Annotated in this window: 25 protein-coding genes; 18 read left to right on the top strand and 7 right to left on the bottom strand. The window is 74.7% G+C overall.

The window, feature by feature from the left end; all coding sequences use genetic code 11:
* The first annotated feature begins 170 nt into the window (after positions 1–170).
* The 8 genes from ACI78V_RS06960 (at position 171) to whiG (ending at position 7493) form a co-directional block, all read left to right on the top strand.
* Positions 171–884, top strand: a complete 714-nt coding sequence (locus ACI78V_RS06960; protein WP_456850103.1) for a LuxR C-terminal-related transcriptional regulator — start codon at positions 171–173, stop codon at positions 882–884.
* 432 nt (positions 885–1316) lie between these two features.
* Positions 1317–2000: a ribonuclease HII gene (locus ACI78V_RS06955; protein ID WP_456850102.1), complete on the top strand. Its 684-nt coding sequence runs from the start codon at positions 1317–1319 to the stop codon at positions 1998–2000.
* Entirely contained in the window at positions 1997–2317 is a 321-nt protein-coding gene (locus tag ACI78V_RS06950) for a DUF2469 domain-containing protein (protein WP_097208899.1), read from the top strand. The genes ACI78V_RS06955 and ACI78V_RS06950 overlap by 4 nt, the downstream gene beginning before the upstream one ends.
* A 121-nt stretch (positions 2318–2438) precedes the next feature.
* On the top strand, positions 2439–2798 hold the full coding sequence (locus ACI78V_RS06945; protein ID WP_456850101.1) for a YraN family protein: 360 nt from the start codon (positions 2439–2441) through the stop codon (positions 2796–2798).
* Positions 2795–4315: a YifB family Mg chelatase-like AAA ATPase gene (locus tag ACI78V_RS06940; RefSeq protein WP_456850100.1), complete on the top strand. Its 1521-nt coding sequence runs from the start codon at positions 2795–2797 to the stop codon at positions 4313–4315. The genes ACI78V_RS06945 and ACI78V_RS06940 overlap by 4 nt, the downstream gene beginning before the upstream one ends.
* Entirely contained in the window at positions 4312–5571 is a 1260-nt protein-coding gene (gene dprA, locus ACI78V_RS06935; RefSeq protein WP_456850099.1) for a DNA-processing protein DprA, read from the top strand. Before ACI78V_RS06940 ends, dprA begins: the two co-directional genes overlap by 4 nt.
* A gap of 69 nt (positions 5572–5640) precedes the next feature.
* Positions 5641–6576: a tyrosine recombinase XerC gene (locus ACI78V_RS06930; RefSeq protein WP_456850098.1), complete on the top strand. Its 936-nt coding sequence runs from the start codon at positions 5641–5643 to the stop codon at positions 6574–6576.
* Between the two features lie 116 nt (positions 6577–6692).
* Positions 6693–7493, top strand: a complete 801-nt coding sequence (gene whiG, locus ACI78V_RS06925) for an RNA polymerase sigma factor WhiG (protein WP_456850097.1) — start codon at positions 6693–6695, stop codon at positions 7491–7493.
* 198 nt (positions 7494–7691) lie between these two features.
* On the opposite strand, the gene ACI78V_RS06920 is transcribed toward whiG, so the two are convergent.
* Positions 7692–8186, bottom strand: coding sequence for a murein hydrolase activator EnvC family protein (locus ACI78V_RS06920; RefSeq protein ID WP_456850096.1), 495 nt, complete (start codon positions 8184–8186; stop codon positions 7692–7694).
* A gap of 308 nt (positions 8187–8494) precedes the next feature.
* On the opposite strand from ACI78V_RS06920, the gene rpsB reads away from it, so the two are divergent.
* The 5 genes from rpsB to ACI78V_RS06895 all read left to right on the top strand — a co-directional run bounded on the left by rpsB (position 8495) and on the right by ACI78V_RS06895 (position 13001).
* Entirely contained in the window at positions 8495–9421 is a 927-nt protein-coding gene (rpsB, locus tag ACI78V_RS06915; protein WP_456850095.1) for a 30S ribosomal protein S2, read from the top strand.
* A 115-nt stretch (positions 9422–9536) separates the two neighbouring features.
* Positions 9537–10352, top strand: coding sequence for a translation elongation factor Ts (tsf, locus tag ACI78V_RS06910; protein ID WP_456850094.1), 816 nt, complete (start codon positions 9537–9539; stop codon positions 10350–10352).
* Between the two features lie 166 nt (positions 10353–10518).
* On the top strand, positions 10519–11298 hold the full coding sequence (pyrH, locus tag ACI78V_RS06905; protein ID WP_456850093.1) for a UMP kinase: 780 nt from the start codon (positions 10519–10521) through the stop codon (positions 11296–11298).
* A gap of 72 nt (positions 11299–11370) precedes the next feature.
* Positions 11371–11928 carry a ribosome recycling factor gene (gene frr / locus ACI78V_RS06900; RefSeq protein ID WP_456850092.1) on the top strand — a complete coding sequence of 186 codons (558 nt, stop codon included), beginning with the start codon at positions 11371–11373 and terminating at the stop codon, positions 11926–11928.
* Positions 11929–12122: 194 nt separating this feature from the next.
* Positions 12123–13001 (top strand): phosphatidate cytidylyltransferase, encoded by an 879-nt coding sequence (locus ACI78V_RS06895; RefSeq protein ID WP_456850091.1) that lies wholly within the window; start codon positions 12123–12125, stop codon positions 12999–13001.
* 27 nt (positions 13002–13028) lie between these two features.
* Here ACI78V_RS06895 and ACI78V_RS06890 read toward each other — a convergent pair whose 3' ends face one another.
* The 3 genes from ACI78V_RS06890 to ACI78V_RS06880 form a co-directional block, all read right to left on the bottom strand.
* The gene (locus ACI78V_RS06890) at positions 13029–14132 is read right to left on the bottom strand and encodes a GNAT family N-acetyltransferase (protein ID WP_456850090.1); all 1104 of its coding nucleotides are present in this window, start codon (positions 14130–14132) and stop codon (positions 13029–13031) included.
* On the bottom strand, positions 14129–14905 hold the full coding sequence (locus ACI78V_RS06885) for a polyphosphate kinase 2 family protein (protein ID WP_456850089.1): 777 nt from the start codon (positions 14903–14905) through the stop codon (positions 14129–14131). The genes ACI78V_RS06890 and ACI78V_RS06885 overlap by 4 nt, the downstream gene beginning before the upstream one ends.
* Before the next feature lie 134 nt (positions 14906–15039).
* Entirely contained in the window at positions 15040–15699 is a 660-nt protein-coding gene (locus ACI78V_RS06880) for a TrmH family RNA methyltransferase (protein WP_456850088.1), read from the bottom strand.
* Between the two features lie 33 nt (positions 15700–15732).
* On the opposite strand from ACI78V_RS06880, the gene rlmN reads away from it, so the two are divergent.
* The gene (rlmN, locus tag ACI78V_RS06875) at positions 15733–16908 is read left to right on the top strand and encodes a 23S rRNA (adenine(2503)-C(2))-methyltransferase RlmN (RefSeq protein WP_456850087.1); all 1176 of its coding nucleotides are present in this window, start codon (positions 15733–15735) and stop codon (positions 16906–16908) included.
* Positions 16905–17624 (top strand): VIT1/CCC1 transporter family protein, encoded by a 720-nt coding sequence (locus ACI78V_RS06870; RefSeq protein ID WP_456850086.1) that lies wholly within the window; start codon positions 16905–16907, stop codon positions 17622–17624. The genes rlmN and ACI78V_RS06870 overlap by 4 nt, the downstream gene beginning before the upstream one ends.
* A 149-nt stretch (positions 17625–17773) precedes the next feature.
* Here the strand turns inward: ACI78V_RS06870 and ACI78V_RS06865 are convergent, their stop codons facing one another.
* The 3 genes from ACI78V_RS06865 to ACI78V_RS06855 form a co-directional block, all read right to left on the bottom strand.
* Entirely contained in the window at positions 17774–18736 is a 963-nt protein-coding gene (locus tag ACI78V_RS06865; protein ID WP_456850085.1) for an LPXTG cell wall anchor domain-containing protein, read from the bottom strand.
* Between the two features lie 128 nt (positions 18737–18864).
* Positions 18865–19776, bottom strand: a complete 912-nt coding sequence (locus tag ACI78V_RS06860; RefSeq protein ID WP_456850084.1) for an LCP family protein — start codon at positions 19774–19776, stop codon at positions 18865–18867.
* A gap of 136 nt (positions 19777–19912) precedes the next feature.
* On the bottom strand, positions 19913–20239 hold the full coding sequence (locus tag ACI78V_RS06855; protein WP_456850083.1) for a DUF2631 domain-containing protein: 327 nt from the start codon (positions 20237–20239) through the stop codon (positions 19913–19915).
* A gap of 159 nt (positions 20240–20398) precedes the next feature.
* Between ACI78V_RS06855 and dxr the strand changes: the two genes are divergently transcribed.
* The 3 genes from dxr (at position 20399) to ispG (ending at position 24216) form a co-directional block, all read left to right on the top strand.
* The gene (dxr, locus tag ACI78V_RS06850; RefSeq protein ID WP_456850082.1) at positions 20399–21595 is read left to right on the top strand and encodes a 1-deoxy-D-xylulose-5-phosphate reductoisomerase; all 1197 of its coding nucleotides are present in this window, start codon (positions 20399–20401) and stop codon (positions 21593–21595) included.
* A 1-nt stretch (position 21596) separates the two neighbouring features.
* Positions 21597–22964: a M50 family metallopeptidase gene (locus ACI78V_RS06845; protein WP_456850219.1), complete on the top strand. Its 1368-nt coding sequence runs from the start codon at positions 21597–21599 to the stop codon at positions 22962–22964.
* Between the two features lie 91 nt (positions 22965–23055).
* Positions 23056–24216 carry a flavodoxin-dependent (E)-4-hydroxy-3-methylbut-2-enyl-diphosphate synthase gene (ispG, locus tag ACI78V_RS06840; protein ID WP_456850081.1) on the top strand — a complete coding sequence of 387 codons (1161 nt, stop codon included), beginning with the start codon at positions 23056–23058 and terminating at the stop codon, positions 24214–24216.
* Positions 24217–24219: the final 3 nt, after the last annotated feature.

Below are 24219 nucleotides of genomic sequence, written 5' to 3'. Positions count from 1 at the left end.
TAACCGGTCACCATTTGCCGCGTTACCGGTGTGACTGCGACTACGGAGGAAGGGGTCCGGGGAGTCCGTTCCGAATTCTCCCGAGAATTCTCGGAAAAGGGTTCAAGCAGCGGCCTCACCCGTCCGATGGATGTGGTGAGAGTTCCCGATTGTGTGAAACGGAGTCAGTTGTGTCCGCACCCCTGGGTAGCACCGCCCGCGGCGTCACCCGCGTGCTCATCCTCGCCGACGCCCCCGTCCTGCGCCGGGGCCTGGTGAGCATGATCAACGAGACCGCCGGCATGCAGTCGGTCGGGACGCCGGGGGAACTGCGTCGCGCGCTGACCCTGTTCGAGACCGCCCGCCCCGACGCCGTCGTCGTCGAGCTCGGCCAGGGCCGTGCCGCCACGCTCAACGCCTGCCGGGACCTGCGCCGCCGGAACCCGCGGGTGACGATCGTCGCCGTCGGCACCTCCGAGGACCCCGCCGTGGTGAACGAGGCGCTGGCCGCCGGCGTCCGCGGCTACCTCATGATCAACACCTCGCCGACGCTGCTGGGCTGGGCGATCCTGGCCGCGCGGGCCGGCCGCACCGTGGTGGACCCGCAGATCCGCCGCGTCGAGCCCTCCGCCACCCCCGCGGCCAAGCCCTTCGCGCCGGAGGTGCCGCTGACCCGGCGTGAGTCCGACGTCCTCGACGAGCTGATCCAGGGCCAGTCGAACCGGCAGATCGGCCGCAACCTGTTCATCAGCGAGGACACCGTCAAGTCCCACGTCAAGGCCATCCTGCGCAAGCTCGGTGCCCGCGACCGGGCCCACGCGGTCTCCCTGGTGCTCTCCTCCCGCAACGGTGGGTGCACCTGCGGCGCCCACAGCCTCGCGCCGGCCGCCCCGGCCGAGGTCTGATCCCCCGACTCCGGGTTCCGCCCGTGGTGTGCTGCCACCGGCGAGGACACCGGGACGCCCGTCCGGACCGTCCGCCTCCTCGGCGGTCCGCCGGGCGTCGACCGGGCCGCCCGGCGGCCCGACCGTCCACGGGCCGGCTCCCCGCGACCCCGGGGGCCGGCCCGTGGCGTCTCCCGATGCGGAACGGCTGAGCGCACCTCCACCGTCGGGTTCGTGTCCACCGCGCCCGCCGCTCGGTGGGGTACGCGGCCGGTCCCCCGGCGCCGCCGCCCACGACCGGTCCGGCGGCGCCGGGGGAGGCGCCGTCCCGTCGCTCCCGGGTCGTACTGTCGGACCGCGATGGTCCTGAGTCCCACCCCAGCTCCCGCCGCTCCCGGCGCGCGCGTCCGGAGGGCGGCGCCGGTCGACGACCGCCCCGATGCCCTCTGGGAGATGGAGCGGTCCCTGCGCCGCCGCGGCTTCGCCTCCGTCGCCGGTGCCGACGAGGCGGGCCGCGGCGCCTGCGCCGGCCCCCTGGTCGCCGCGGCCTGCGTGCTGCCCCCCGGTCGCCGCGGGCGGGTGCCGGGGCTCGCCGACTCCAAGCTGCTCTCCCCGGCGACGCGGGAGCGGGTCCACGACGAGATCCTCGACCGCGCCGTCGCCTGGTCGGTCGTCGTCATCCCGGTGGCCGACCTCGACGCCCGCGGCATGCACGTCACCAACATCGAGGCGCTGCGCCGGGCGGTGTGGAACCTCGACCCGGGCGCGGACTACGTCCTCACCGACGGGTTCCCCGTCCCCGGGCTGGCCCGGCCGACGCTCGCGGTCTGGAAGGGCGACCGGGTGGCGGCCTGCGTGGCGGCGGCGTCGGTGCTGGCGAAGGTGACCCGGGACCGCATCATGCTGGACCTGCACGAGCGCTGGCCCGAGTACGACTTCGCCGGCCACAAGGGCTACATCACCGACGTGCACAGCGCCGCCCTGGACCGTCACGGCCCCTGCCCCGAGCACCGGATGCGCTTCGTCAACGTGGCCCGCGCCCGAGCCGCACACGCCGAACGGGCATCCCAGCTGACCGGCTCGGCCGACATGGTCGATGATGGACCCATGCGCCATGTGTCCGGAGAGCCACGATGAGCACCGAGGACCTGGAGAAGTACGAGACCGAGATGGAGCTGCAGCTCTATCGCGAGTACCGGGACATCGTCCGGCAGTTCACCTACGTGGTGGAGACCGAGCGGCGCTTCTACCTGGCCAACGCCGTCGACCTGCAGGTGCGGGAGGCGGGGGGCGAGGTGTACTTCGAGCTGAAGCTCTCCGACGCCTGGGTCTGGGACATGTACCGCCCGGCGCGGTTCGTGCGCAACGTGCGGGTGCTGACGTTCAAGGACGTCAACGTCGAGGAGCTGGACAAGCCCGACCTCGAGCTGCCCGAGGGACCACGCCTGACCTGACACCCCTCGGAGGGTGCCCGTGCCCGGCTGATCGCGGTCGCGGCGGATCCACAGCCCCGCGGCTGTCCACAGACCGGTCGCGAGGGTGGTGGCGGGATCGCCCGCGGCCGACGGTCGGCGGGTGCGAACGACATCGGATCTCGGCGCCCACGGCGAGCGCATCGCCGCCGCGTACCTCACGGACAGGGGGCTGCGGGTCCTCGACCGGAACTGGCGCTGCCGGGACGGTGAGCTCGACATCGTCGCCCGCGAGGGCGACGCCCTCGTCTTCTGCGAGGTGAAGACCCGCCGGGCGGTCGGGTTCGGGCACCCGGTGGAGGCGGTGGGGGCGGTCAAGCAGCGCCGGCTCCGGACCCTCGCCCAGCGGTGGCTGGCCGCCCACGACGAGCACGCGCCCGAACTGCGCTTCGACGTGGTCGGCGTGCTCGTCCGGCCGGCGGTACCCGCGGTGGTCACGCACCTGCGGGCGGCGTTCTCGTGACGCTGGCGCGCACGTGGTCCGTCGGCCTGACCGGCGTGCACGGGGCCGTGGTCGAGGTCGAGGTCGACATGTCGGCCGGCGTCCCCGGCGTCGTCCTCGTCGGCCTGCCCGACGCCGTGGTCCGTCAGTCGGTGGACCGCGTGCGGGCGGCCGTGGTGAACACCGGCGGGCGGTGGCCCCTGCGGCGGATCACGATCGGCCTGTCGCCGGCGTCGATGCCCAAACAGGGCAGCGGGTTCGACCTCGCCCTCGCCATGGCGGTGCTCGCCGCCGACGGCGCGGTCCCCGCCGAGGCCGTCGGCGGCCTGGTGCTCCTCGGTGAGCTGGGGCTCGACGGCTCGGTGCGTGCGGTCCGGGGCGTGTTGCCGGCCGTCCTGGCCGCGGCCCGGGCGGGCCACCGGACCGTCGTGGTGCCGGCCGGGAACGCCGAGGAGGCGGCCCTGGTCGACAGCGTCGAGGTGCTCGCCGTCGGCACCCTCGCCGACCTCGTCGCCCACGCGAAGGGTGTCTGCGCGCTGCCCCGGCACACCCGCCGTCCGCTCGCGCCGCCCCCACCCGGGCCCGACCTCGGGGACGTCGTCGGCCAGGCCGTCGGCCGCCGGGCGGTGGAGGTCGCGGCGGCGGGCGGGCACCACCTGTTCCTGACGGGGCCCCCGGGTGCGGGGAAGACGATGCTCGCCGAGCGGCTGCCCGGCCTGCTGCCGGAGCTCGACGAGCAGGCGGCCCTCGAGGTCACCGCGATCCACTCCGTGGCGGGCACGCTGCCGCCGGACGCACCGCTGGTCACCCGTCCCACGTTCGAGGCGCCGCACCACTCGGCGACGATGGCCGCGCTCGTCGGAGGGGGCTCCGGGGTGATCCGTCCCGGGGCGCTGTGCCGCGCCCACCGTGGCGTCCTGTTCCTCGACGAGGCGCCGGAGTTCCCGCGGGCCGTGCTCGACACGTTGCGCCAGCCGCTCGAGCGGGGCCAGGTGACGATCTCGCGGGCCAGCGGTGCCGCGACGTTCCCGTGCCGCACCCAGCTGGTGCTGGCCGCCAACCCGTGTCCCTGCGCGAGCGCGGCCGGGGACGCCGCCTGCACCTGCAGCGCCCTGGAGCGCCGGCGGTACCGGTCCCGCCTGTCGGGGCCACTGCTGGACCGCATCGACCTGCGGGTGGACCTCCCGGCGGTCACCCGCGCCGCCTGGCTGGAGGCCGGCTCGGCGCCGGAGCCGACGGCCGTGGTGGCCGGGCGGGTGCAGGAGGCGCGCGCAGCGGCCGCGGCACGGCTGCACGGCACGGGGCTGACCCTCAACAGCCACGTCCCTGGTCGGCTGCTGCGCGACCGCTGGTCACCGCCGCGGTCGGCGCTGCACCTGGTCGAGCGGGCGCTGGAGCGCGGGGCGTTGTCGGTGCGTGGCCACGACCGGGTGCTGCGCGTGGCCTGGACCCTCGCCGACCTGGCGGGCCGGGCGGTCCCCGGCGCCGACGACGTGGCCGAGGCCCTCGGCATGCGGCTGCAGCGGGTGGCGGCATGAGCGCCGTGCCCGGCCTGGACGAGGACATGGAGCGGGGGCTCGTCGAGCCGCTCGGGGGTGACGGGGACGCTCCGCCGGCCGTGCGGCGCGCCCGGGCGTGGCTCAGCCGGGCGGCCGAACCGGGCAGCGTCGTCTTCTGGCGGTTCGTCGAGGACGCCGGGCCGGTGGAGGCGGTGCGGCGACTGCGCAGTGGCCGCGCCCCCGACGCCGTCCGGGCGCTCGTGGGCGCGCGGGTGGACCAGGACACGACCGCGGCCGACCTGCTGCGGGCCCAGCGGTGCGGAGCGCGCCTCGTGGTCCCGGAGGACGACGAGTGGCCCGGTCTGCTGCTGCACGCGCTCACCGTCGCCACCAGCGAGGAGTCCGCCGACCCCCGCCGGCAGTCACCCCGCACCACCGCACCCGTGCCACCGCTCGCCCTGTGGGTGCGCGGGCCGGCCCGGCTCGACGCACTGGTCGACCGGTCGGTGGCGGTCGTCGGCTCCCGGGCGTCGACCGCCTACGGCGAGCACGTGGCCGGCGAGCTCGGGCACCAGCTGGGGGAGCGCGGCTGGACGGTGGTCTCCGGGGGCGCCTTCGGGATCGACGCCGCGGCACACCGGGGTGCGCTGGCCACCGGGGCCCCGACGATCGCCGTCCTGGCCTGTGGGATCGACCGGGTCTACCCCGCGGCGCACGGCGCCCTGTTCCACCGCATCGCGGAGGAGGGACTGCTGGTCAGCGAGTGGCCGCCGGGCGCGGCTCCGCACAAGCACCGCTTCCTGGTGCGCAACCGGCTGATCGCCGGCCTCACCCGCGGCACCGTCGTCGTCGAGGCCGCCGCCCGGTCCGGTGCGCAGGCGACCGCGCGCCGGGCCCACCGGCTGGGCCGGCCGGTGATGGTGGTGCCCGGTCCGGTCACCTCGGCGATGTCGGTGGGGTGCCACGACCTGCTGCGCGACGCCGAGCTGGACGCGGTGCTGGTGGGCGATGCCGGCCACGTCGTCGAGGCGGTCGGCCGGCTGGGGGAGGACCTCGCCGAGCTCCCGGCGCGGCCGGCCGACCGACGCGACGGGCTCTCCGACGTCGCGGTACGGGTCCTCGACGCCTGTCCGGTCCGGGCCGGGGTCAGCCCCGAGCGCCTGGCCGCCGTCGCCGGGTGCGACGTCCTCGACGTCCTGCGGGTGCTGCCCGCCCTGGAGCTGGCCGACCTGGTGGAGTGGACCGGCACCGGCTGGCGGCTGGCCCGACCGGAGGAGGGCCTCGACACCCGGTGACGCAGCGGGCGGGGACCGGGGTCGGCGCGGCGGCTTGACCCCCGGCGGGCGGCGACGGACGGTTCCGGGGTGAGCGCCCGGACCGTCGACGCGCGCGCAGCCCTGCCGCCGGCGCTCGCGGAGGCGCTGTCCGGGTACGAGGAGCACCTGCGCACCCAGCGGGACCTGTCCGACCACACCGTGCGCGGTTACGTCGGTGACGCGGTCTGGCTGTTGGACCACCTCGCCCGCCGCGGCGGCACCCGCGTCGACGACCTCGACCTCACCGCCCTGCGCAGCTGGCTGGCCCAGGGCCGCACGCGCGGCGCCGGCCGCGCCACCACCGCGCGGCGGGCCGCTGCGGCCCGCTCGTTCACCGGATGGCTGCGGCGCGCCGGCCTGACCCCCGAGGACGTCGGCCTGCGGCTGGTCAGCCCCAAGGCCCACCGCGCGCTGCCCGACGTCCTGGCGCCGGACCAGGCGCGCACCGCGCTGGAGTCCGCCCAGGGGGCCGAGGAACCGGTCGGACTGCGGGACGCCCTGGTGCTCGAGCTGCTCTACGCCAGCGGCATCCGGGTCAGCGAGCTGGTCGGCCTGGACGTCGACGACGTCGACCGTGGGCGCCGCCTGCTCCGGGTGCTGGGCAAGGGCCGCAAGGAGCGCAGCGTCCCCTACGGCGTCCCTGCGGAGCGCGCGCTCGACGCCTGGCTCACCCGCGGGCGACCCGCCCTGGCCACCGCCGAGTCGGGGCCGGCACTGCTGCTCGGCCGCCGCGGACGGCGGCTGGACCCCCGCGAGGCGCGCCGCGTGGTGCACGCCGCGATGGCCGCCGTGCCGGGTGCCCCCGACATCGGGCCGCACGGCCTGCGGCACTCCGCCGCCACTCACGTGCTCGAGGGTGGCGCGGACCTGCGGTCGGTGCAGGAACTGCTGGGTCACGCCAGCCTCGCGACCACCCAGATCTACACGCACGTGACGGTTGAGCGCCTGCGTGCCGTCCACGCCCAGGCGCACCCGCGCGCCTGAGCGGAGTGCTCCCCGTGTCTGACACAGTTGAGGTGCGCTCGATCGAGTCGCCCCACACCGCAGTGCCCACCCCGAGGCCGCCGACGGCAGGCCTCCGACCAGTCGGGAGAGCGACCGTGCCCGAGGCCACCATCCACCGGCGTGACGAGACCCACGGCGACGCCGACGCAGCGCTGGCCGAGCTGTGGGCGTACTACGTGGCCGACCGCGACCCCGGGCTGCGGGACCGGCTCATCCTGCACTACGCCCCGCTGGTGAAGTACGTCGCCGGCCGCGTGGGCAGCGGCCTGCCCGCACACGTCGAGCAGGCCGACCTCGTCTCCTACGGGACGTTCGGGCTGATCGACGCGATCACCCGGTACCAGCCCTCCCGCGAGGTGAAGTTCGAGAGCTACGCGATGGCGCGCATCCGCGGCGCGATCATCGACGAGTTGCGCAGCACCGACTGGATCCCGCGCTCGGTCCGGATGAAGGCCCGCCAGTTCGAGCGGACCGTGGCCACCCTCGAGAGCCGGCTGCGCCGCAGCCCCACCGACGAGGAGGTGGCCGCGGAGATGGACATGGACGTCGAGGACGTGCGCAAGTTCCTCGGCCAGCTCTCCCTGGTCAACGTCGTCGCCCTCGACGAGCTGCTCTCCGACGACGAGGGCGGCGCACCCCGGCTGGTCGACACCCTGCAGGACACCAGCGCCCTGGACCCGCAGGCGATGGCCGAGCACGGGGAGGCCCGCCAGCTCCTGGCCCGCGCCGTCGAGCAGCTGCCCGAGCGGGAGAAGGTCGTCGTCAGCCTCTACTACTTCGAGGGCCTCACCCTCGCCGACATCGGGCGCGTGCTCGGCGTGACCGAGAGCCGGATCTGCCAGCTGCACACCAAGGCCGTCCTGCACCTGCGCACCAAGCTCGCCGACATCGCCTGACGACCACCCGCCCACACCGGCTGACGGCCGGCACGGTCGCCGTGGTCCTCCGGCACGCCCCGCTGCCGGTCAGACCGGGGCAGGAGTCGGCGTCCCGCCACCCCGACCCCCGACGGCGAGCCCCCGCCGCCTGACGACGGAGCGGCCAGGAGCCCACCGGGTCGCGCGCTCGTACCGCCTCACCGGCGCCGGCGGCGCTCACCCCATCGGCAGCAGCCGCACCTCCGGCGGACGCAGGAGCGACAGCGGGTCGAGGTAGGCCTCGCCGCGGCGCAGCCCCCAGTGCAGGCACGCCGCCGCCGGGCACCCGGCGTGCCCCTCGGCCAGGGTGCCGATGGGCGAGCCCCGCGTCACGGCCTGCCCCGCGCCCACGCCCGGCGTGACCGGCTCGTAGGTGGTGCGCAGGCCACCGGGGTGGTCGACGCTGACCACCGGCCGCCCGGCCACCGACCCGGCGAAGGCGACGACGCCGTCCCCGGCCGCCAGGACCACCGCCCCGGGGGAGCCCGCCAGGTCCACGCCCCGGTGGCCGGAGCCGTAGCGGTCCGGCGGGGGGTCGAAGAACCGGGTCACCGCGCCCTCCAGCGGCCGCACCCAGAGTGCGGCGGCGGACGGCGCCCCGGGCTCGGCGAGGGCGGGCGCCGGCGCCAGTAGCCAGGCGGCGGCGAGGAGGGCGACGGTCAGGACACGCACGGGAGGACCCTGCCGCGGGCCGGGGCGGCAGCGGGCGGGGACCGGCGGGCTGTGGATGCGCCCGGCCTCTGGGGAGGGGGACGGCCGAGTGGGGCGTATGCTGCTCGGTGCGACCCGTCTCGTGCGGGTCGACTTCGCGCGTCCTCACTCCCGCCGCACGACGGCGGGGCGGTCGCCACCTCGGTCCCCACGGTCCTCCCGCGGGGTGGTGTGGCGCCCGGACGCCAGGGCGGAGCACCACCCGGTGCCCGCGACAACCGAGGAGCGCGGCCGCCCGGCGGCCGCGCGCACACAGGAAGGCTGCGGCCATGGCAGTCGTCAGCATGAAGCAGCTGCTCGACAGCGGCGTGCACTTCGGGCACCAGACCCGTCGCTGGAACCCGAAGATGAAGCGCTTCATCTTCACCGAGCGCAACGGCATCTACATCATCGACCTGCAGCAGACGCTCGGGTACATCGACAACGCGTACGAGTTCGTCAAGCAGACCGTCGCCCACGGTGGCTCGATCCTGTTCATCGGGACCAAGCGCCAGGCGCAGGAGGTCATCGCCGAGCAGGCGCAGCGGGTCGGCATGCCCTACGTCAACCAGCGCTGGCTGGGCGGCATGCTCACCAACTTCCAGACCGTGCACAAGCGGCTCCAGCGACTCAAGGAGCTCGAGGACATGGAGCAGACCGGCGTGCTGGTCAGCCTGTCCAAGAAGGAGCAGCTGGTCCTCAGCCGCGAGAAGGCCAAGCTCGAGCGCAGCCTCGGCGGTATCCGCGACATGCAGAAGGTGCCCAGCGCCGTCTGGATCGTGGACACCAAGAAGGAGCACATCGCCGTCGGCGAGGCCCGCAAGCTGGGCATCCCGGTCGTCGCGATCCTCGACACCAACTGCGACCCCGACGAGGTCGACTACAAGATCCCGGGCAACGACGACGCCATCCGCAGCGCCGCCCTGCTCACCCGCGTGATCGCCGACGCGGTGGCCGAGGGCCTCATGGCCCGCTCGGCCGCGCAGGCCAACGCCGGTCGCGAGGACGGCGAGCAGCCGGCCATCGGTGGCGACGAGCCGCTGGCCGACTGGGAGCGCGAGCTGCTCACCGGCCAGCAGGCCGACGCTGGCGCCACCCCGCTCCCGGAGACCCCGGCCGAGGCGCCGCAGGTCACCGCGAACGAGGTCGCCCCGGTCGAGGGTGTCCCCGCCACCGGCGACACCGCGACCGGCACCCAGGGCGCCCAGAACGGCTGAGGGAGGGCCCGTCCTCCTCACCCCTGTACACCCGGGCTGAGGAGGACGGGGCCACCTCCCACCGCACTCCGCGAGGCCGTGCGCCCCGCCCCACCACATCTGAGAAGGAAGTGACATGGCTGGCTTCACCGCTGCCGACGTCAAGCGTCTCCGCGACGCCACCGGCGCCGGGATGATGGACTGCAAGAAGGCCCTCACCGAGGCCGACGGCGACTACGACAAGGCCGTCGAGCTGCTGCGCATCAAGGGCGCCAAGGACGTCGGCAAGCGCCTCGAGCGCTCCACGACCAACGGCGTCGTCGTCAACAAGGACGGCGCGCTGCTGGAGCTGGACTGCGAGACCGACTTCGTCGCCAAGAACGCCGACTTCGTCAAGCTGGCCGAGCGGCTGCTCGACGTCGTGCTGGAGCAGAAGCCGGCCGACGTCGAGGCGCTGCTGGCCGCCGAGGTCGACGGTCAGACCGTGGCCTCGCTGGTCGAGGCCGAGTCGGCCCGCATCGGCGAGAAGCTCGTGATCTCCCGGTTCGCCGTCTTCGAGGGCACCACCTCCACCTACCTGCACAAGCGGGCCACCGACCTGCCCCCGGCCATCGGTGTCGCCGTCCAGTACAGCGGTGGCAACGAGGAGGCCGCCCGCAGCCTGGCGATGCACATCGCCGCCGCCCGCCCGCGGTACCTGACCCGCGACGAGGTCCCGGCCGAGGTCGTCGAGACCGAGCGCCGCGTGGCCGAGCAGACCGCCAAGGAGGAGGGCAAGCCCGAGCAGGCGATCGTGAAGATCGTCGAGGGTCGGGTCAACGCCTACTACAAGGACTTCGTCCTGCTCGAGCAGCCGTCGATCACCGAGCCCAAGCGCACGGTCAAGCAGATCCTCGACGAGGCCGGCCTGACCGTGGAGCGGTTCGTCCGTTTCGAGGTCGGCCAGGCCTGAGGCCCACCGACCGGCCCGCGCACCACTGAGAACGCCGACCACCGGCCCCGTCCCGCTCCCCGGGACGGGGCCGGTGGCCTGTCCGGCCCCGTCCGCGGGTACCCGCCCGCGGAGAGCTGTCGCACCCGATGCGGCAGGATCAGGGGAACCGCCACCGAGCGAGGGAATGACCTTGACCGACACCGCCGCCGTGCCCCTGTCCGCACCCACCGCCTTCCAGCCGGCCGACCGCGCCGGCTACAAGCGGGTCCTGCTCAAACTGTCGGGGGAGACCTTCGGCGGCGGCAGGGTGGGGGTCGACGCCGACATCGTCCGGGGGATCGCCACGCAGTTGGCCGAGGTCGTCGGCAAGGGCGCCCAGGTCGCCGTCGTCATGGGTGGGGGCAACTTCTTCCGCGGGGCGGAGCTGTCCCAGGCCGGCATGGACCGCACCAAGGCCGACTACATGGGCATGCTGGGCACGGTCATGAACTGCCTGGCGCTGCAGGACTTCTGCGAGAAGGCCGGCCTCGAGACCCGCGTGCAGTCGGCGATCACCATGGGCCAGGTCGCCGAGCCCTACATCCCGCGCAAGGCCATCCGGCACCTGGAGAAGGGCCGACTGGTGATCTTCGGCGCCGGTGCCGGCATGCCGTACTTCTCCACCGACACGGTGGCCGCGCAGCGCGCGCTGGAGATCGAGTGCCAGGTGCTGCTCATGGGGAAGAACGGGGTGGACGGCGTCTACGACGACGACCCGCGGCACAACGCGGACGCCGTCATGTACGACGACCTGGACTACGCGACCGTGCTCGCCAAGCAGCTCAAGGTGGCCGACGCGACCGCCATCAGCCTCTGCATGGACAACCGGATGCCGATCGTCGTCTTCAACCTGCTGCGTGACGGCAACATCGCTCGGGCGGTGGCAGGTGAGAAGATCGGGACGCTGATCAGCGACCCGGCCTGACCCGGCGGGCGCCACCCGCAGACCCGCGACACCCGCGGCGGAGACGCTCCGCCGCCCCAGGAGGAGAGACCCGTGATCGACGACACCCTGCTCGACGCCGAGGAGCGGATGGACAAGGCCCTGTCGGTCGCGCGGGAGGACCTCGGCTCGGTGCGCACCGGGCGGGCCGCGCCCTCGATGTTCAACAAGATCCTGGTCGACTACTACGGCACACCCACACCGGTGCCGCAGATGTCCTCGATCACGGTGCCCGAGGCGCGCATGGCGGTCATCAAGCCCTACGACAACGGGCAGCTGTCGGCCATCGAGAAGGCCATCCGCGACAGCGACCTCGGCGTCAACCCGACCAACGACGGCCAGATCATCCGCGTGGTGTTCCCCCAGCTGACCGAGGAGCGCCGCCGCGACCTGGTCAAGGTGGCGCGGTCCAAGGGCGAGGACGCCAAGGTCGCGATCCGCAACGTGCGACGCCGGGCCAAGGAGGAGCTGGACCGCATCGCCAAGGACGGCGAGGCCGGCGAGGACGACGTGCGCCGCGCCGAGAAGGAGCTCGACGACCTCACCGCCAGGCACGTCCACGGCATCGACGAGGCGGTCAAGAACAAGGAGACCGAGCTGCTCGAGGTCTGAGCCGCCCCGTCGCTCCACCGCTCATGACATCCGATCCCGACACCGGGCCGATCCCTCTCGTCGGCCGGCGCCCCGCACCGCCCCCACCCGCGCCCACCCGGCCCGCGGCCGAGCCCCGCACGACGGAGCTCCCGGCCGCCGAGCCGGGCACGACGGAAGCCCCCGGGGAGCCGGCGACGGTCGAGGCGACGACGGTGGCTGCCGCCGCCCCCGTGTCCACCACCGAGTCGATCGGCCCCACGCTCGTCCCCGGCGCGAAGAAGCCGAGCCGCGCCGGCCGGGACATGGTGGCGGCCATCGGCGTGGGAGTCGGCCTCGGCGCGGTCATCGTCGTGTCGCTGCTGGTCTACCGGCCGGCGTTCCTCCTGGTCCTCGTCGCCGCGATCCTCGTCGGTGTCGTCGAGCTCTGCCGCGCCCTGGAGGCCGGTGGGGCCCGTCCACCCCTGGCGCCGGTCCTGGTCGGCGCGGTCGCGATGCTGGGCCTGGCGTGGACCCGCGGCACCTCCGGCCTGGTCGTGGGCTTCCTGCTCACCGTGCTGGCGGTCCTGCTGTGGCGGCTCGGCGACGGCCCGCAGGGCTACCTCCGCGACGCCTCGGCCGGCGTCCTCGTCGTCGCCTACGTGCCGCTGCTGGCCGGCTTCGCCGTCCTGCTCCTCGTGCCCGACGACGGCGTCGCCCGGGTGCTGCTGTTCATCGCCACCGTCGTGGGCAACGACGTCGGGGGCTTCGCCGCCGGCGTCCTGTTCGGCAAGCACCCCATGGCGCCGTCGGTCAGCCCGAAGAAGTCGTGGGAGGGGATGGCGGGATCGGTCCTGGCCTGCGTCCTCGTCGCCACTCCCGTCGTCACCCTCGCACTCGGCGGTCCGTGGTGGGGCGGGGTGCTCTTCGGAGCGGCACTCGCCGTCTCCGCCACCGTCGGCGACCTCGGGGAGTCGCTCATCAAGCGGGACCTCGGCATCAAGGACATGGGCAACCTGCTGCCCGGCCACGGCGGGATCATGGACCGGCTTGACTCGCTGCTGCCGTCGGCGGCCGTCGCGTACCTGCTCCTGTCCTGGGTCGCCCCGGCCTGAGCGCGGCCGCCCGGACGCGGCAGGAGGTCAGGCGCGGGTCGCCTCCCACACCGACCCGACCACCCGGAAGCCGCGGCAGGCGTACCAGTGCCGCGGCCAGTCCTCGGCGTGCGCCTCGAGGGCCACGAGGTCGCAGCCGGCCTCGGCGGCGAGCGTGACCAGTCGCGCGAGGACGGCGTCGGCGTGCCCGCGCCCACGCGCGGCGGGCTCGGTCATCACCGACTCGACGATCGCGGTGGCGCCGTCCACCCGGAGCTGGCCGGCGGCGACCGGGCGGCCGGCCACGCGGACGGCGACGTCGTGGACGGTGACGACCTCGGCGGTGCGGTGCTCGCGGCCGATCAGCTGGGCCACCACCTCGTCCAGCTCGGGGAGGGGCGGCAGCCCGCGGCGCCAGGAGTGGTCCCACAGCGTGTGCAGCTCCCGCTGCTCGACCACCTCCGCGGCGTCCCCGCCGGGGAGCGGCACCGCCTCGCGGGCCATCACGACCAGCTCCGTGGTGTCCCAGCCGGTGGCGGCGAGCTCCGCCGCCACCGGCCCCGCCCCGGGCCAGCGCAGCACCGCGGCGGTCACCGGCCAGCCCAGCTCGGCGGCCGCGGCGGACGCCGTCCGTGCCACGGTGGCCGCGTCGGTGGGGGAGGTGAGGACGACGGTGTTGTCGTCGCGGGAGTGGGGGAAGCGCGGGTCGGCGACCGCCACGCCCCCGGGCACGTCGCGCACCTCGGCGGCCCGCCGCACCTGCAGGGAGGTCTGCAGCGCCTGCGCGCGGGCCAGCACGTCGTCCGGAGCCGGGAGGGTCGGCGGCACCGGTGGCCGCCACGGCACCACCGCGATGACGGCGGAGGTGGGCAGCGGGCCGTACAGGTGCGGGAAGCGCAGGCCGGGTGGGTCGTCGGGAGCGCCGGGTTCCCAGCGCACCGGGTCGGCCAGCCGGGTGGGGTCGACGACGAGCAGCACGAGGTCGCGGCGCCCGGCGGACAGCCGGCCGGCGGGCAGGTGCACCTGCTCGGGGGTGGACAGGTGCACGAAGCCGGCGGCGGCCGGCGAGGCCGGGCGCAGCGCGCCCTCGGTGAGGGCAGCTCGCCAGGCGAGGGGTTCGACCAGGTGCAGGAGCACCCGCGGGGTCGTCATGGGGCGGCCCCGGCCAGCGGCGGGTCGGGGTCGATGCCGGCGGCGACCAGCGCGGCCTCGACCTGCTCGCAGACGGTGCGGACCACCTGGACGCGGGCCCACCGCTTGTCGTCGCCGGCGACGACGTGCCAGCGCCCGCCCTCGTGGTCGGTGCGCTCCAGCATGTCCTCGACGGCGGCCTCGTAGGCGTCCCGCTTCTCGCGGTTGCGCCAGTCCTCGTCGGTGAGCTTCCAGGCCCGGTAGGGGTCGTCCCGGCGGGACTCGAAGCGGCGCAGCTGCTCCTCGGGGGAGACGTGCATCCAGAACTTGACCAGCACCATCCCCTCGGCGGCCAGGGTGGTCTCCAGGTCGACGATCTCCGCGTAGGCGCGCTGCCAGGCCTCCTCGGTGGCGAAGCCCTCGACCCGCTCGACCAGCACCCGGCCGTACCAGGTGCGGTCCAGGACGGCCATGCCGCCCCAGCCCGGCAGCACCGGCCAGAACCGCCACAGGAAGTGGTGCCGCTTCTCGTCGCGGGTGGGTGCGGCGAACTGGGCGACCCGCACGTGGCGGGGGTCGATCTGCTCGACCAGTCGTTTGATGGCCCCGCCCTTGCCCGAGGCGTCCCAGCCCTCGAAGAGCACGCACAGCGGCGGCCCGAGCTCGCCGGTCCCGAGCTGACCACCGAGCAGGAGGCGCAGGTGCACCAGCCGGCGCTGGGCCTCGGCCAGCTGCTTCCGGGCGTCGGACTTCGACAGGCGCGCACCGAGGTCGACCTCGGACAGACGACTCATGACGGGGAAGCCTGGCCCAAACAGGCCCGTCGGACCACACGACCGAGGGCGCGGGCCGGTCGTGCAGCCCGGAGGGCCGCCGACGGGGACCCGAGGGGCTCAGCGGTGGCGGAGGGCGGCGCGTGACCGCGGTGTCATCCCGGGGACGACGATGCGGTCGCGTGCTGCCGGACCCAGGCGTGCATGGCGATGCCCGCGGCCACCCCGGCGTTGATCGACCGGGTGGAGCCGAACTGGGCGATGGAGAGGACGCCGTCCGCGGCCTCCCGGGCCGCCGCGGTCAGCCCGCTGCCCTCCTGGCCGAACAGCAGCACGCAGGCGCGGGGGAGGGGCTCGGTCTCCAGCGGCCGCGCGCCCGGCAGGTTGTCCACGGCGAGCAGCGGCAGCCCCTCCGCCCGCGCCCAGGCGGCCAGCGTGCCGACGTCGGGGTGGTGACGCACGTGCTGGTAGCGGTCGGTGACCATCGCGCCGCGCCGGTTCCACCGCTTCCGGCCCACCACGTGCACGGCGGAGGCCAGGAACGCGTTGGCGGTGCGCACGACCGTGCCGATGTTGAGGTCGTGGCGCCAGTTCTCGATGGCGACGTGGAAGGGGTGCCGGTGGGTGTCGAGGTCGGCGACGATCGCCTCGACGGTCCAGTACCGGTAGCGGTCGACGACGTTGCGGCGGTCGCCGGTGGCCAGCAGCTCGGGGTCGTAGCGGGGGTCCTCGGGCCAGGGCCCCTCCCACGGGCCGACCCCCACGGTGTCGAGCACGGGGTCGGCGAGGGTGAGTTCCCTCTCGGCGTCCGTCACCCGCCGGAGGCTAGTGGGAGCATGGGAGGGGCCATGACTGCCCTGCCCCTGGTCTTCGACGCCCCCCGCCGCGGCAAGCCCCCGCGCCACCTCGCCGACCTCACCCGCGAGGAGGCCCGCGCGGCGGTCGCCGAGCTCGGTCAGCCGGCCTTCCGCGCCGACCAGCTCGCCCGGCACTTCTACCGCGGCGTCACCGACCCGGCGCAGATGACCGACCTGCCGGCCGCCGTCCGCGAGACCCTCACCGGCGCGCTGCTGCCGGGCCTGCTGACGCCGGTGCGGCACCAGTCCGCCGACGGCGGGCGCACCCGCAAGACGCTGTGGCGGCTGTACGACGGCGCCCTGGTCGAGAGCGTGCTGATGCGCTACCCCGACCGCGCGACCGTCTGCATCTCCAGCCAGGCCGGCTGCGGGATGGCCTGCCCGTTCTGCGCGACCGGGCAGGGCGGGCTGACCCGCAACCTGTCCGCAGCGGAGATCATCGGCCAGGCGGTCGCGGCCGCCGCGGCGATGGCGGGCGGGGAGATCCCCGGCGGTCCGGGCCGGCTGTCCAACGTCGTCTTCATGGGGATGGGCGAGCCGCTGGCCAACTACGCGCGGGTCCGCAAGACCCTCGACGCGCTGGTCACGCCCACCCCGCACGGGCTGGGTCTGTCGCAGCGGTCGATCACCGTCTCCACCGTCGGCGTGGTCCCGGCGATCCGGCGGCTCACCGAGGAGGGGCTGGGTGTCACCCTCGCGGTCAGCCTGCACGCCCCCGACGACGAGCTGCGCGACACCCTGGTGCCGGTCAACACCCGCTGGAAGGTCGCCGAGGTCGTCGCCGCCGCCGACGCCTACGCGGAGCGCACCGGCCGCCGGTACTCGGTCGAGTACGCGCTCATCCGCGACGTCAACGACCAGCCCGAGCGCGCCGAGCTGCTCGGCCGGCTGCTGGCCGGGCACCGGGCGCACGTGAACCTCATCCCGCTCAACCCGACGCCGGGCAGCCCGTGGGACGCCAGTCCGCTGCCGGCGCAGCGCGAGTTCGTGGCGCGGCTGCGCGCGGCCGGGGTGCCGACGACGGTCCGGGACACCCGCGGGCAGGACATCGACGGCGCCTGCGGTCAGCTGGCCGCGGCCGACCGGGTGGAGGGCGTCCCCAGCGTGGCCGTGCCGACACCGTCCCTGGAGCCGTCGGTCGAGCTGGGCGGCGAGGCCGACGAGTGACCCCCACCGGCGAGTCGCCGGCGGAGGCGCACGAGCACAGCCACGCCGACGTCTCCGGCGGATGGCTGCGGGCCGCCGTCTTCGGCGCGATGGACGGTCTGGTCACCAACACCGCCCTGGTGGCCGGGGTGGGGGGCGGTGGCGCCGCGCCTCGGGCGATCGTGCTGTCCGGCGTGGCCAGCCTGGTCGCCGGCGCGATCTCGATGGCGCTGGGCGAGTACACCTCGGTCAAGACCCAGAACGAGCAGCTGGACCTCGAGGTCGCCAAGGAGCGCCGGGAGCTGGAGCGCAACCCGCACGGCGAGCTGGCCGAGCTGGTGGAGATGCTGCGGGTCCGCGGGGTGGACGACGAGCTGGCCCCGCTGGTCGCCCGGCAGCTGTCCCGCGACCCCGACACGGCCCTGCGGCTGCACGTCGTCGCCGAGCTCGGGGTCAACCCCGAGGACAAGCCGTCGCCGGTGACCGCGGCGGTCTCCTCGTTCGTGACCTTCTCCACCGGGGCGGTCGTCCCGCTGCTGCCGTACCTGTTCGGCGCCTCGCTGCTGTGGGTCGCGCTGCTGTGCGGTGGGGTCGGGCTGGCCGTCGCCGGCGCGCTGTCGTCCCGGTTCACCCCGCGGCCCTGGTGGTACGCCGCCCTCCGGCAGGTGCTGTTCGGCGGGATCGCGGCCGGCGTCACGTTCGCGATCGGCCTGGCGATCGGGGTCAGCGTCACCTGACTCCGGCGCTGCGCGGAGCAGGCGGTGGCGCGCCGGCTCCGCGCACCCGGTGAGGCGTCGGTCAGCGGTGCGGCCGGCCCGGTGTCAGACGCGACGGACGCCGGCCAGGGGAGTCCTGACCGGCGTCCGTCGACGTGGTGCGGGCGTGCTCAGCCCTGGGTGGCTGCCTTGCGGCGGCGGGCGGCGAACACGGTGGCGCCGCCGAGCAGGACCAGGCCGGTGCCGGCGACGAGCGGGGCGGTGACGTCGGCGCCGGTGTAGGCCAGCTCGTCGCTGCGGGAGCCGGAGGCGGCGGCGATGCGGATCGGGTAGCTGACGACACTGCCGTCGGCGCGCGTGACCCTCACGTGGTGGTCGCCGGGCTCGGTGCCGCTGGGCGCGGTGAAGGTGAAGGTGACCACGCCGGAGGCGTCGGCGGTGGCGGTGCCCAGGTCCCGCGGGGTGGAGTGCAGGACCAGGCGGACCTTCTCACCGGGCGTGTAGCCGGTGAGCCGCAGGATCTGCTTCTGGCCCACCGCGACCGGGCCCGAGGGGGTCAGGGACTGGCCGGGGGCGGCAGTGACGGTGACGACGCCCTGGGCGTCCTTGGTCACCGTGGCCGGGCCGGCGCTGCTCCCGGTCGCCGTCGCGGTCGGGGTGGCGGTCGAGGTCGAGGTCCCGTTGGGGGCCGGCGTGCTCGTGGACGGGGTCGAGGGCTTCGCCGCGGGGTCGACGACGGTCAGCGTCGTGACGGGGTACTCGAACTCGAGATCGCCCAGGTAGGAGGCGCACAGGGAGATGACGTCGTAGGAGCCCGGGGCGAAGCCCTCGGGGACGCCGAGGGTGAGCGACCAGGTCCCGTCGGCCTCCGGCTCGCCGCCGTCCCCGATGCCCATCTGCGCGTCCGGGCCGAGGTCGATGAAGGCCACGGCCGCGATCGGGTTGGTCGGGTCGGTGCTCGGCTGGCAGCCGACGCCGGAGACGGTGAAGTCCTCCCCGGCCTTCACCGCCGTGGGGTTCACGACGGGAGTGGACGGTGCGGCCAGGGCGGCCGGGGCGAGCAGCAGGCTCGCGGCGGCCGTCGTGACGGTGACGCCGGCCAGGGCGGCGACACGGGACGTGGTGCGGGACATCAGCGGCTCTCCGCTCGTCAGGAGTCCGGTGCTCCGGACTTCTCTGTCCCTGGTATCGGCAGCGGAGCGGTCGTGGTGTAGCGGTGTGGGGCAACGCCGGATAACCGGTCGATAACTTCACGTGCAGGTCAGCGGGAGCAGGAGAGCTCCGCCGCGGCCAGTGCTGCGGTCGTCTGCTCGGTCACGAAGCGCACCGGTACCTGCGAGCTCGGCTCGCCGGCCGGCAGCACCTCGACGTCCCGGGGAGCGGACGTCGCCAGCGAGACCAGGTCGGTGGCCGAGGTGCCGGCGTCCACGGTCAGCGCGCCGGAGGCCGCCCAGCCGACCCGCTGGAGCCGCCACGGCTCCAGGCCGGCCCGTCGGACGGCACCCACCAGGGCGCTCAGCACGGTCGCCGCCGCCGACGCCCGGCCGTCGGGGTCCACCGCGGCCGGCTGCCACTGCCCGTCGACCAGGTGCTCGGGGTGCCGGGAGCGCACGAGCGCCAGGGCGGTCCGGCCGTCGACGTGCTGCGGGCCCGCCTCGGGGACGAGCAGCCCCGCCGCCGGGTCCCGCACCGGCTGGGGGACGTCGAGCCGGAGACCGCCGGCGGCGTCGACGACGGTGGCGAAGCCGGCCAGGTCGACGGTCACGAGGTGGTCGGTCGGGATGCCGAGGTCGCAGAGCGCGTCCACGGTCGACTGCGGGCCCTCCAGATGGGTCAGGGCCAGCCGCCGGGGCCGGTCCCCGCCCGGGACGACCAGGTCGCGGGGGACGGAGAGCACCTTCCCCCCGTGGACGACGAGGACGACGTCGGCCCGGCTGCCGGGGACCTCCTCGGGCGTCCCGAACTCCGCCGCCGACGCGCCCTGCGGCAGCTCGGCCCGGGAGTCCAGCCCGAGCAGCACCCACGTCGGCTCGCTGCCCCGGTGCAGGTCGACGGCCACGCGGTCGATGCGCGTGACGAGCACGGCGGCGTCCGCACCGAGCACCGCGACGGCGGCCACGAGCGCGACCAGGGTGATCCGCAGCGCGGCGCGGGTGGGCGTGGTGCGGGACATCGGCGGCTTCCTGGGGTCGGGATCCGGGACCCGGACTGCTCCCCGTCAGATCGGCAGGCAGGCGGCCGGGAGGTACCGGCCCCGGAACGACGAGAGGCCCGCTCCCTCGGGGAGCGGGCCTCTGGTCAGCGGCCGGTCACTGGCTGCGCCAGGCGTTCTTCCGCCGGAAGTAGTCGTAGACCTTCAGCAGGACCATCAGCAGCACGATCGAGCCGACCCAGTAGTCCTCGACGCGGCCCTCGTGGTTGCCGACGAGGTAGGCGAGCATGAACAGGATCGCGATCCAGGAGGCGATCCGGCCGGCCCGGCCGGTCTCACCGTGCCAGCCCCACTCCTCGGGCCGCTCGTGCTCGACGGGGTGGGCGTCGTGACGGACGACCGCCTCCTCCCGGCCGGGCTGGTTGACCCGCTCGGTCGCGGGGTGGTCCGTCGCGATCCGCTCGCGGTGGGTCTGCTCGCTCACGCGCTCTCCTCGCTGGCGCTCGCCGTCCGCCTTCGCGACGCGGCTGTGTCCTCGGGCTCGCTCGCCCTCCGGCCCATTCTGGCAGGAGGCCCCGGAGCCCACCGACCGAGGTGAGGACGGCGCGCCGCGGGCCGCTCGGCCGTCGGGGAGGATGGCGCCGTGAGCGACCTGCGCGAGGTGACGGTGCTCGGGTCCACCGGCTCGATCGGCAGGCAGGCGATCGCGGTGGCCGAGCAGAACCCCGACCGGCTGCGGATCACCGCCCTGGCCGCGGGGGGCGGTGACATCGCACTGCTGGCCGAGCAGGCGCTCTCCCTCGGCGTCCGCACGGTCGCCGTCGCCCGCGCCACCGCGGCGCAGGACCTCCAGCTGGCGTTCTACGCGGCCGCCTCCCAGCGCGGCTGGGCACAGGGGGAGTACGCGCTGCCGGAGATCCTCGCCGGGCCGCGGGCGGCCGAGGAGCTGGCCGCCCGCCCCGCCGACGTCGTCCTCAACGGGATCACCGGCTCGATCGGGCTCGGGCCCACGCTGGCCGCCCTCCGTGCCGGCCGCACCGTCGCGCTGGCCAACAAGGAGTCACTGGTGGCCGGCGGCGACCTGGTCACCGCGGCGGCCGCGCCGGGGCAGCTGGTGCCGGTGGACTCCGAGCACTCGGCGCTGGCCCAGTGCCTCCGCGGCGGCGCCCGCGGTGAGGTGGCCCGGCTGGTGCTCACCGCCAGCGGGGGGCCCTTCCGCGGCCGCAGCGCCGACGAGCTGGCCGACGTCACCGTCGAGCAGGCGCTGGCCCACCCGACCTGGGCCATGGGGCCGGTGGTGACGATCAACTCCGCCACCCTGGTCAACAAGGGCCTGGAGCTCATCGAGGCGCACCTGCTCTTCGGCGTCCCCTATGCCGACATCGACGTCGTGGTGCACCCGCAGTCGATCGTGCACTCGATGGTCACCTTCACCGACGGCGCCACCATCGCCCAGGCCAGCCCGCCGGACATGCGGCTGCCGATCGCGCTCGCGCTGGCCTGGCCCGACCGCCTCCCGCACGTGCAGCCGGCGCTGGACTGGTCGGCGGTCAGCACGTGGGAGTTCGCCCCGCTCGACGAGGTGGCGTTCCCCGCAGTCCGGCTCGCCCGGTCCGCCGGCGAGGCCGGGGGCGTGGTGCCGGCGATGTTCAACGCCGCCAACGAGGAGGCGGTGGCCGCGTTCGTGGCGGGTCGGCTGCCGTTCCGGGGCATCGTCGACCTCGTCGCGCGTACCCTCGACGACGCGCCGGACCTCGGCGCCCCCACCTGCGTCGAGGACGTGCTGGCGGCGGAGAAGTGGGCCCGGGGGCACGCCCGGGGAGTCATCGCCGGAGGCTGAGCTGAGCGGGATCCTCCTGACCGTCCTCGGGATCGCCGCCTTCGCGGTCGGCCTGCTGTTCTCCATCGGTTTCCACGAGTTCGGTCACTTCTACTGGGCCCGGAAGTTCGGCATGCGGGTGCCCCAGTTCATGGTCGGCTTCGGCCCGACGGTGTGGTCGCGCACCAAGGGCGAGACCGAGTACGGCATCAAGGCCGTGCCCCTGGGCGGCTACATCCGGATCGTCGGCATGATCCCGCCCGCCGAGGAGGGCGAGAGCAAGCGCGCCACCCGGATGCGCAGCTTCATCGCCGAGGTCCGCGGCCAGGCGCTCAACGACGTCCGGCCCAGTGACGCCGGTCGGGTGTTCTACGCCAAGCCCTGGTGGCAGCGGGTCATCGTGATGTTCGCCGGCCCCTTCCACAACCTGGTGCTCGCGGTGCTGTTCTTCGCGGTCACGCTCACCGCCGTCGGCACCAGCGTCCTCACCACCACCGTGCGCGACGTGCCCGCCTGCGTCCTGCCCGCGGGAGCGGCCAGCGCCACCGCCGAGGACCCGTGCTCGGTACCGATCACCGCCGAGGGCGAGCGGTGCGAGGCCGGCGCCGCCGGCTGCGGGCTCCCGCAGCAGAGCCCGGCCGCCGCCGCCGGGCTGCGCCCCGGCGACACGATCGTGGCCATCGGTGGACAGCGGCTGGACCGCACCGCCTACGACAGCTGGACGGCGGTGCAGGAGGCGATCCGCACCAGCCCCGGCGAGCCGCTGTCGCTGACGATCCAGCGCGACGGGCAGGAGCGGAACCTCACCGTCACGCCGATCGCCAACACCGTGTACGTCGAGGCCGGCAGCGACGAGACCACCACCGCCGGCTACCTGGGTGTCTCCCCGACCCCCGAGCTGGCCCGCCAGTCCCTGGCCGACCTGCCCGGCTACTTCGGGATGATCGTGGTCAACTCCGTCGAGCGCCTCGTCGAGATCCCCGAGAAGGTGCCGCAGCTGTTCCGGGCCGCGTTCCTGGGCGAGGAGCGGGACGAGAACGGCCCGATCGGCGTGGTCGGCGTCGGCCGGATCTCCGGTGAGGTCTTCGCCATCCCGCAGTTCACCGCCGCGGAGAAGGTCAGCTTCTTCCTGAGCCTGCTGGCCAGCGTCAACCTGGTGCTGTTCCTGTTCAACCTGCTGCCGGTCTACCCGCTCGACGGTGGGCACGTCGCCGGTGCGCTGTACGAGAAGGCGCGTTCGGTGGTCGCCCGGCTGCGGGGACGCCCCGACCCGGGACCGTTCGACATCGCCCGCCTCATGCCGGTGGCCTACGTCGTCGCCGGGTTGTTCATCCTGCTGTCCGGGTTGCTGCTGGTCGCCGACATCGTCAACCCGATCACCCTGCAGTAGCCGCGGTGCCGGGCGTGCGCCGCGCCCGCGTCGGCAGGGGTCACAGCCGCGGCGGCGGCACCGGGGTGCGCACCGGGCGATACTGGGTGTCATGGCGACCCCCGTCAGTCTCGGCATGCCCGCTGCGCCCCCGCCCGTCCTGGCCCCGCGCCGGAAGACCCGCCAACTCGACGTCGGCGGCGTCGGGGTGGGCAGCGACTCGCCCGTCAGCGTGCAGTCGATGACGACGACCAAGACCGCCGACGTCAACGCCACCCTCCAGCAGATCGCCGAGCTCACCGCCGCCGGCTGCCAGATCGTGCGGGTCGCCGTCCCCGACACCGACGACGCCGAGGCGCTGCCGGCGATCGCGGCGAAGTCCCAGATCCCGGTGATCGCCGACATCCACTTCCAGCCGCGCTACGTGTTCGCCGCGATCGACGCCGGCTGCGCCGCCGTCCGCGTGAACCCCGGCAACATCAAGAAGTTCGACGACAAGGTCGGCGAGATCGCCAAGGCCGCCGGTGACGCCGGCATCCCCATCCGCATCGGCGTGAACGCGGGCTCGCTCGACAAGCGGCTGCTGGCCAAGTACGGCAAGGCCACCCCCGAGGCGCTGGTCGAGTCGGCGCTGTGGGAGTGCTCGCTGTTCGAGGAGCACGGCTTCGGCGACATCAAGATCTCGGTCAAGCACAACGACCCGGTCGTGATGGTGCGGGCCTACGAGCTGCTCGCGGCCCGGTGCGACTACCCGCTGCACCTCGGCGTCACCGAGGCCGGCCCCGCCTTCCAGGGCACGATCAAGTCCGCCGTGGCCTTCGGGGCGCTGCTGTCCCAGGGCATCGGCGACACGATCCGCGTCTCCCTCTCCGCCCCGCCGGTGGAGGAGGTCAAGGTCGGCACCCAGATCCTCGAGTCGCTCAACCTGCGCCAGCGCGGGCTGGAGATCGTCAGCTGCCCGTCCTGCGGCCGGGCCCAGGTCGACGTCTACCGGCTGGCCGACGAGGTGACCGCGGGCCTGGACGGGCTGGAGGTCCCGCTCCGGGTCGCGGTCATGGGCTGTGTCGTCAACGGTCCCGGCGAGGCCCGGGAAGCCGACCTGGGTGTGGCGTCGGGCAACGGCAAGGGGCAGATCTTCGTCAAGGGCGAGGTCGTCAAGACCGTGCCCGAGTCCCGGATCGTCGAGACGCTCATCGAGGAGGCCATGCGCCTGGCCGGCGAGCAGGCCGACGCCGGGGTCCCCTCCGGCGCGCCCGTCGTCACCGTCAGCTGACCC

It is taken from the genome of Geodermatophilus sp. SYSU D00742, from assembly GCF_054049935.1.
Note: the sequence above shows the minus strand (reverse complement) of the source record. Positions and strands in the feature narration are given on the sequence as shown.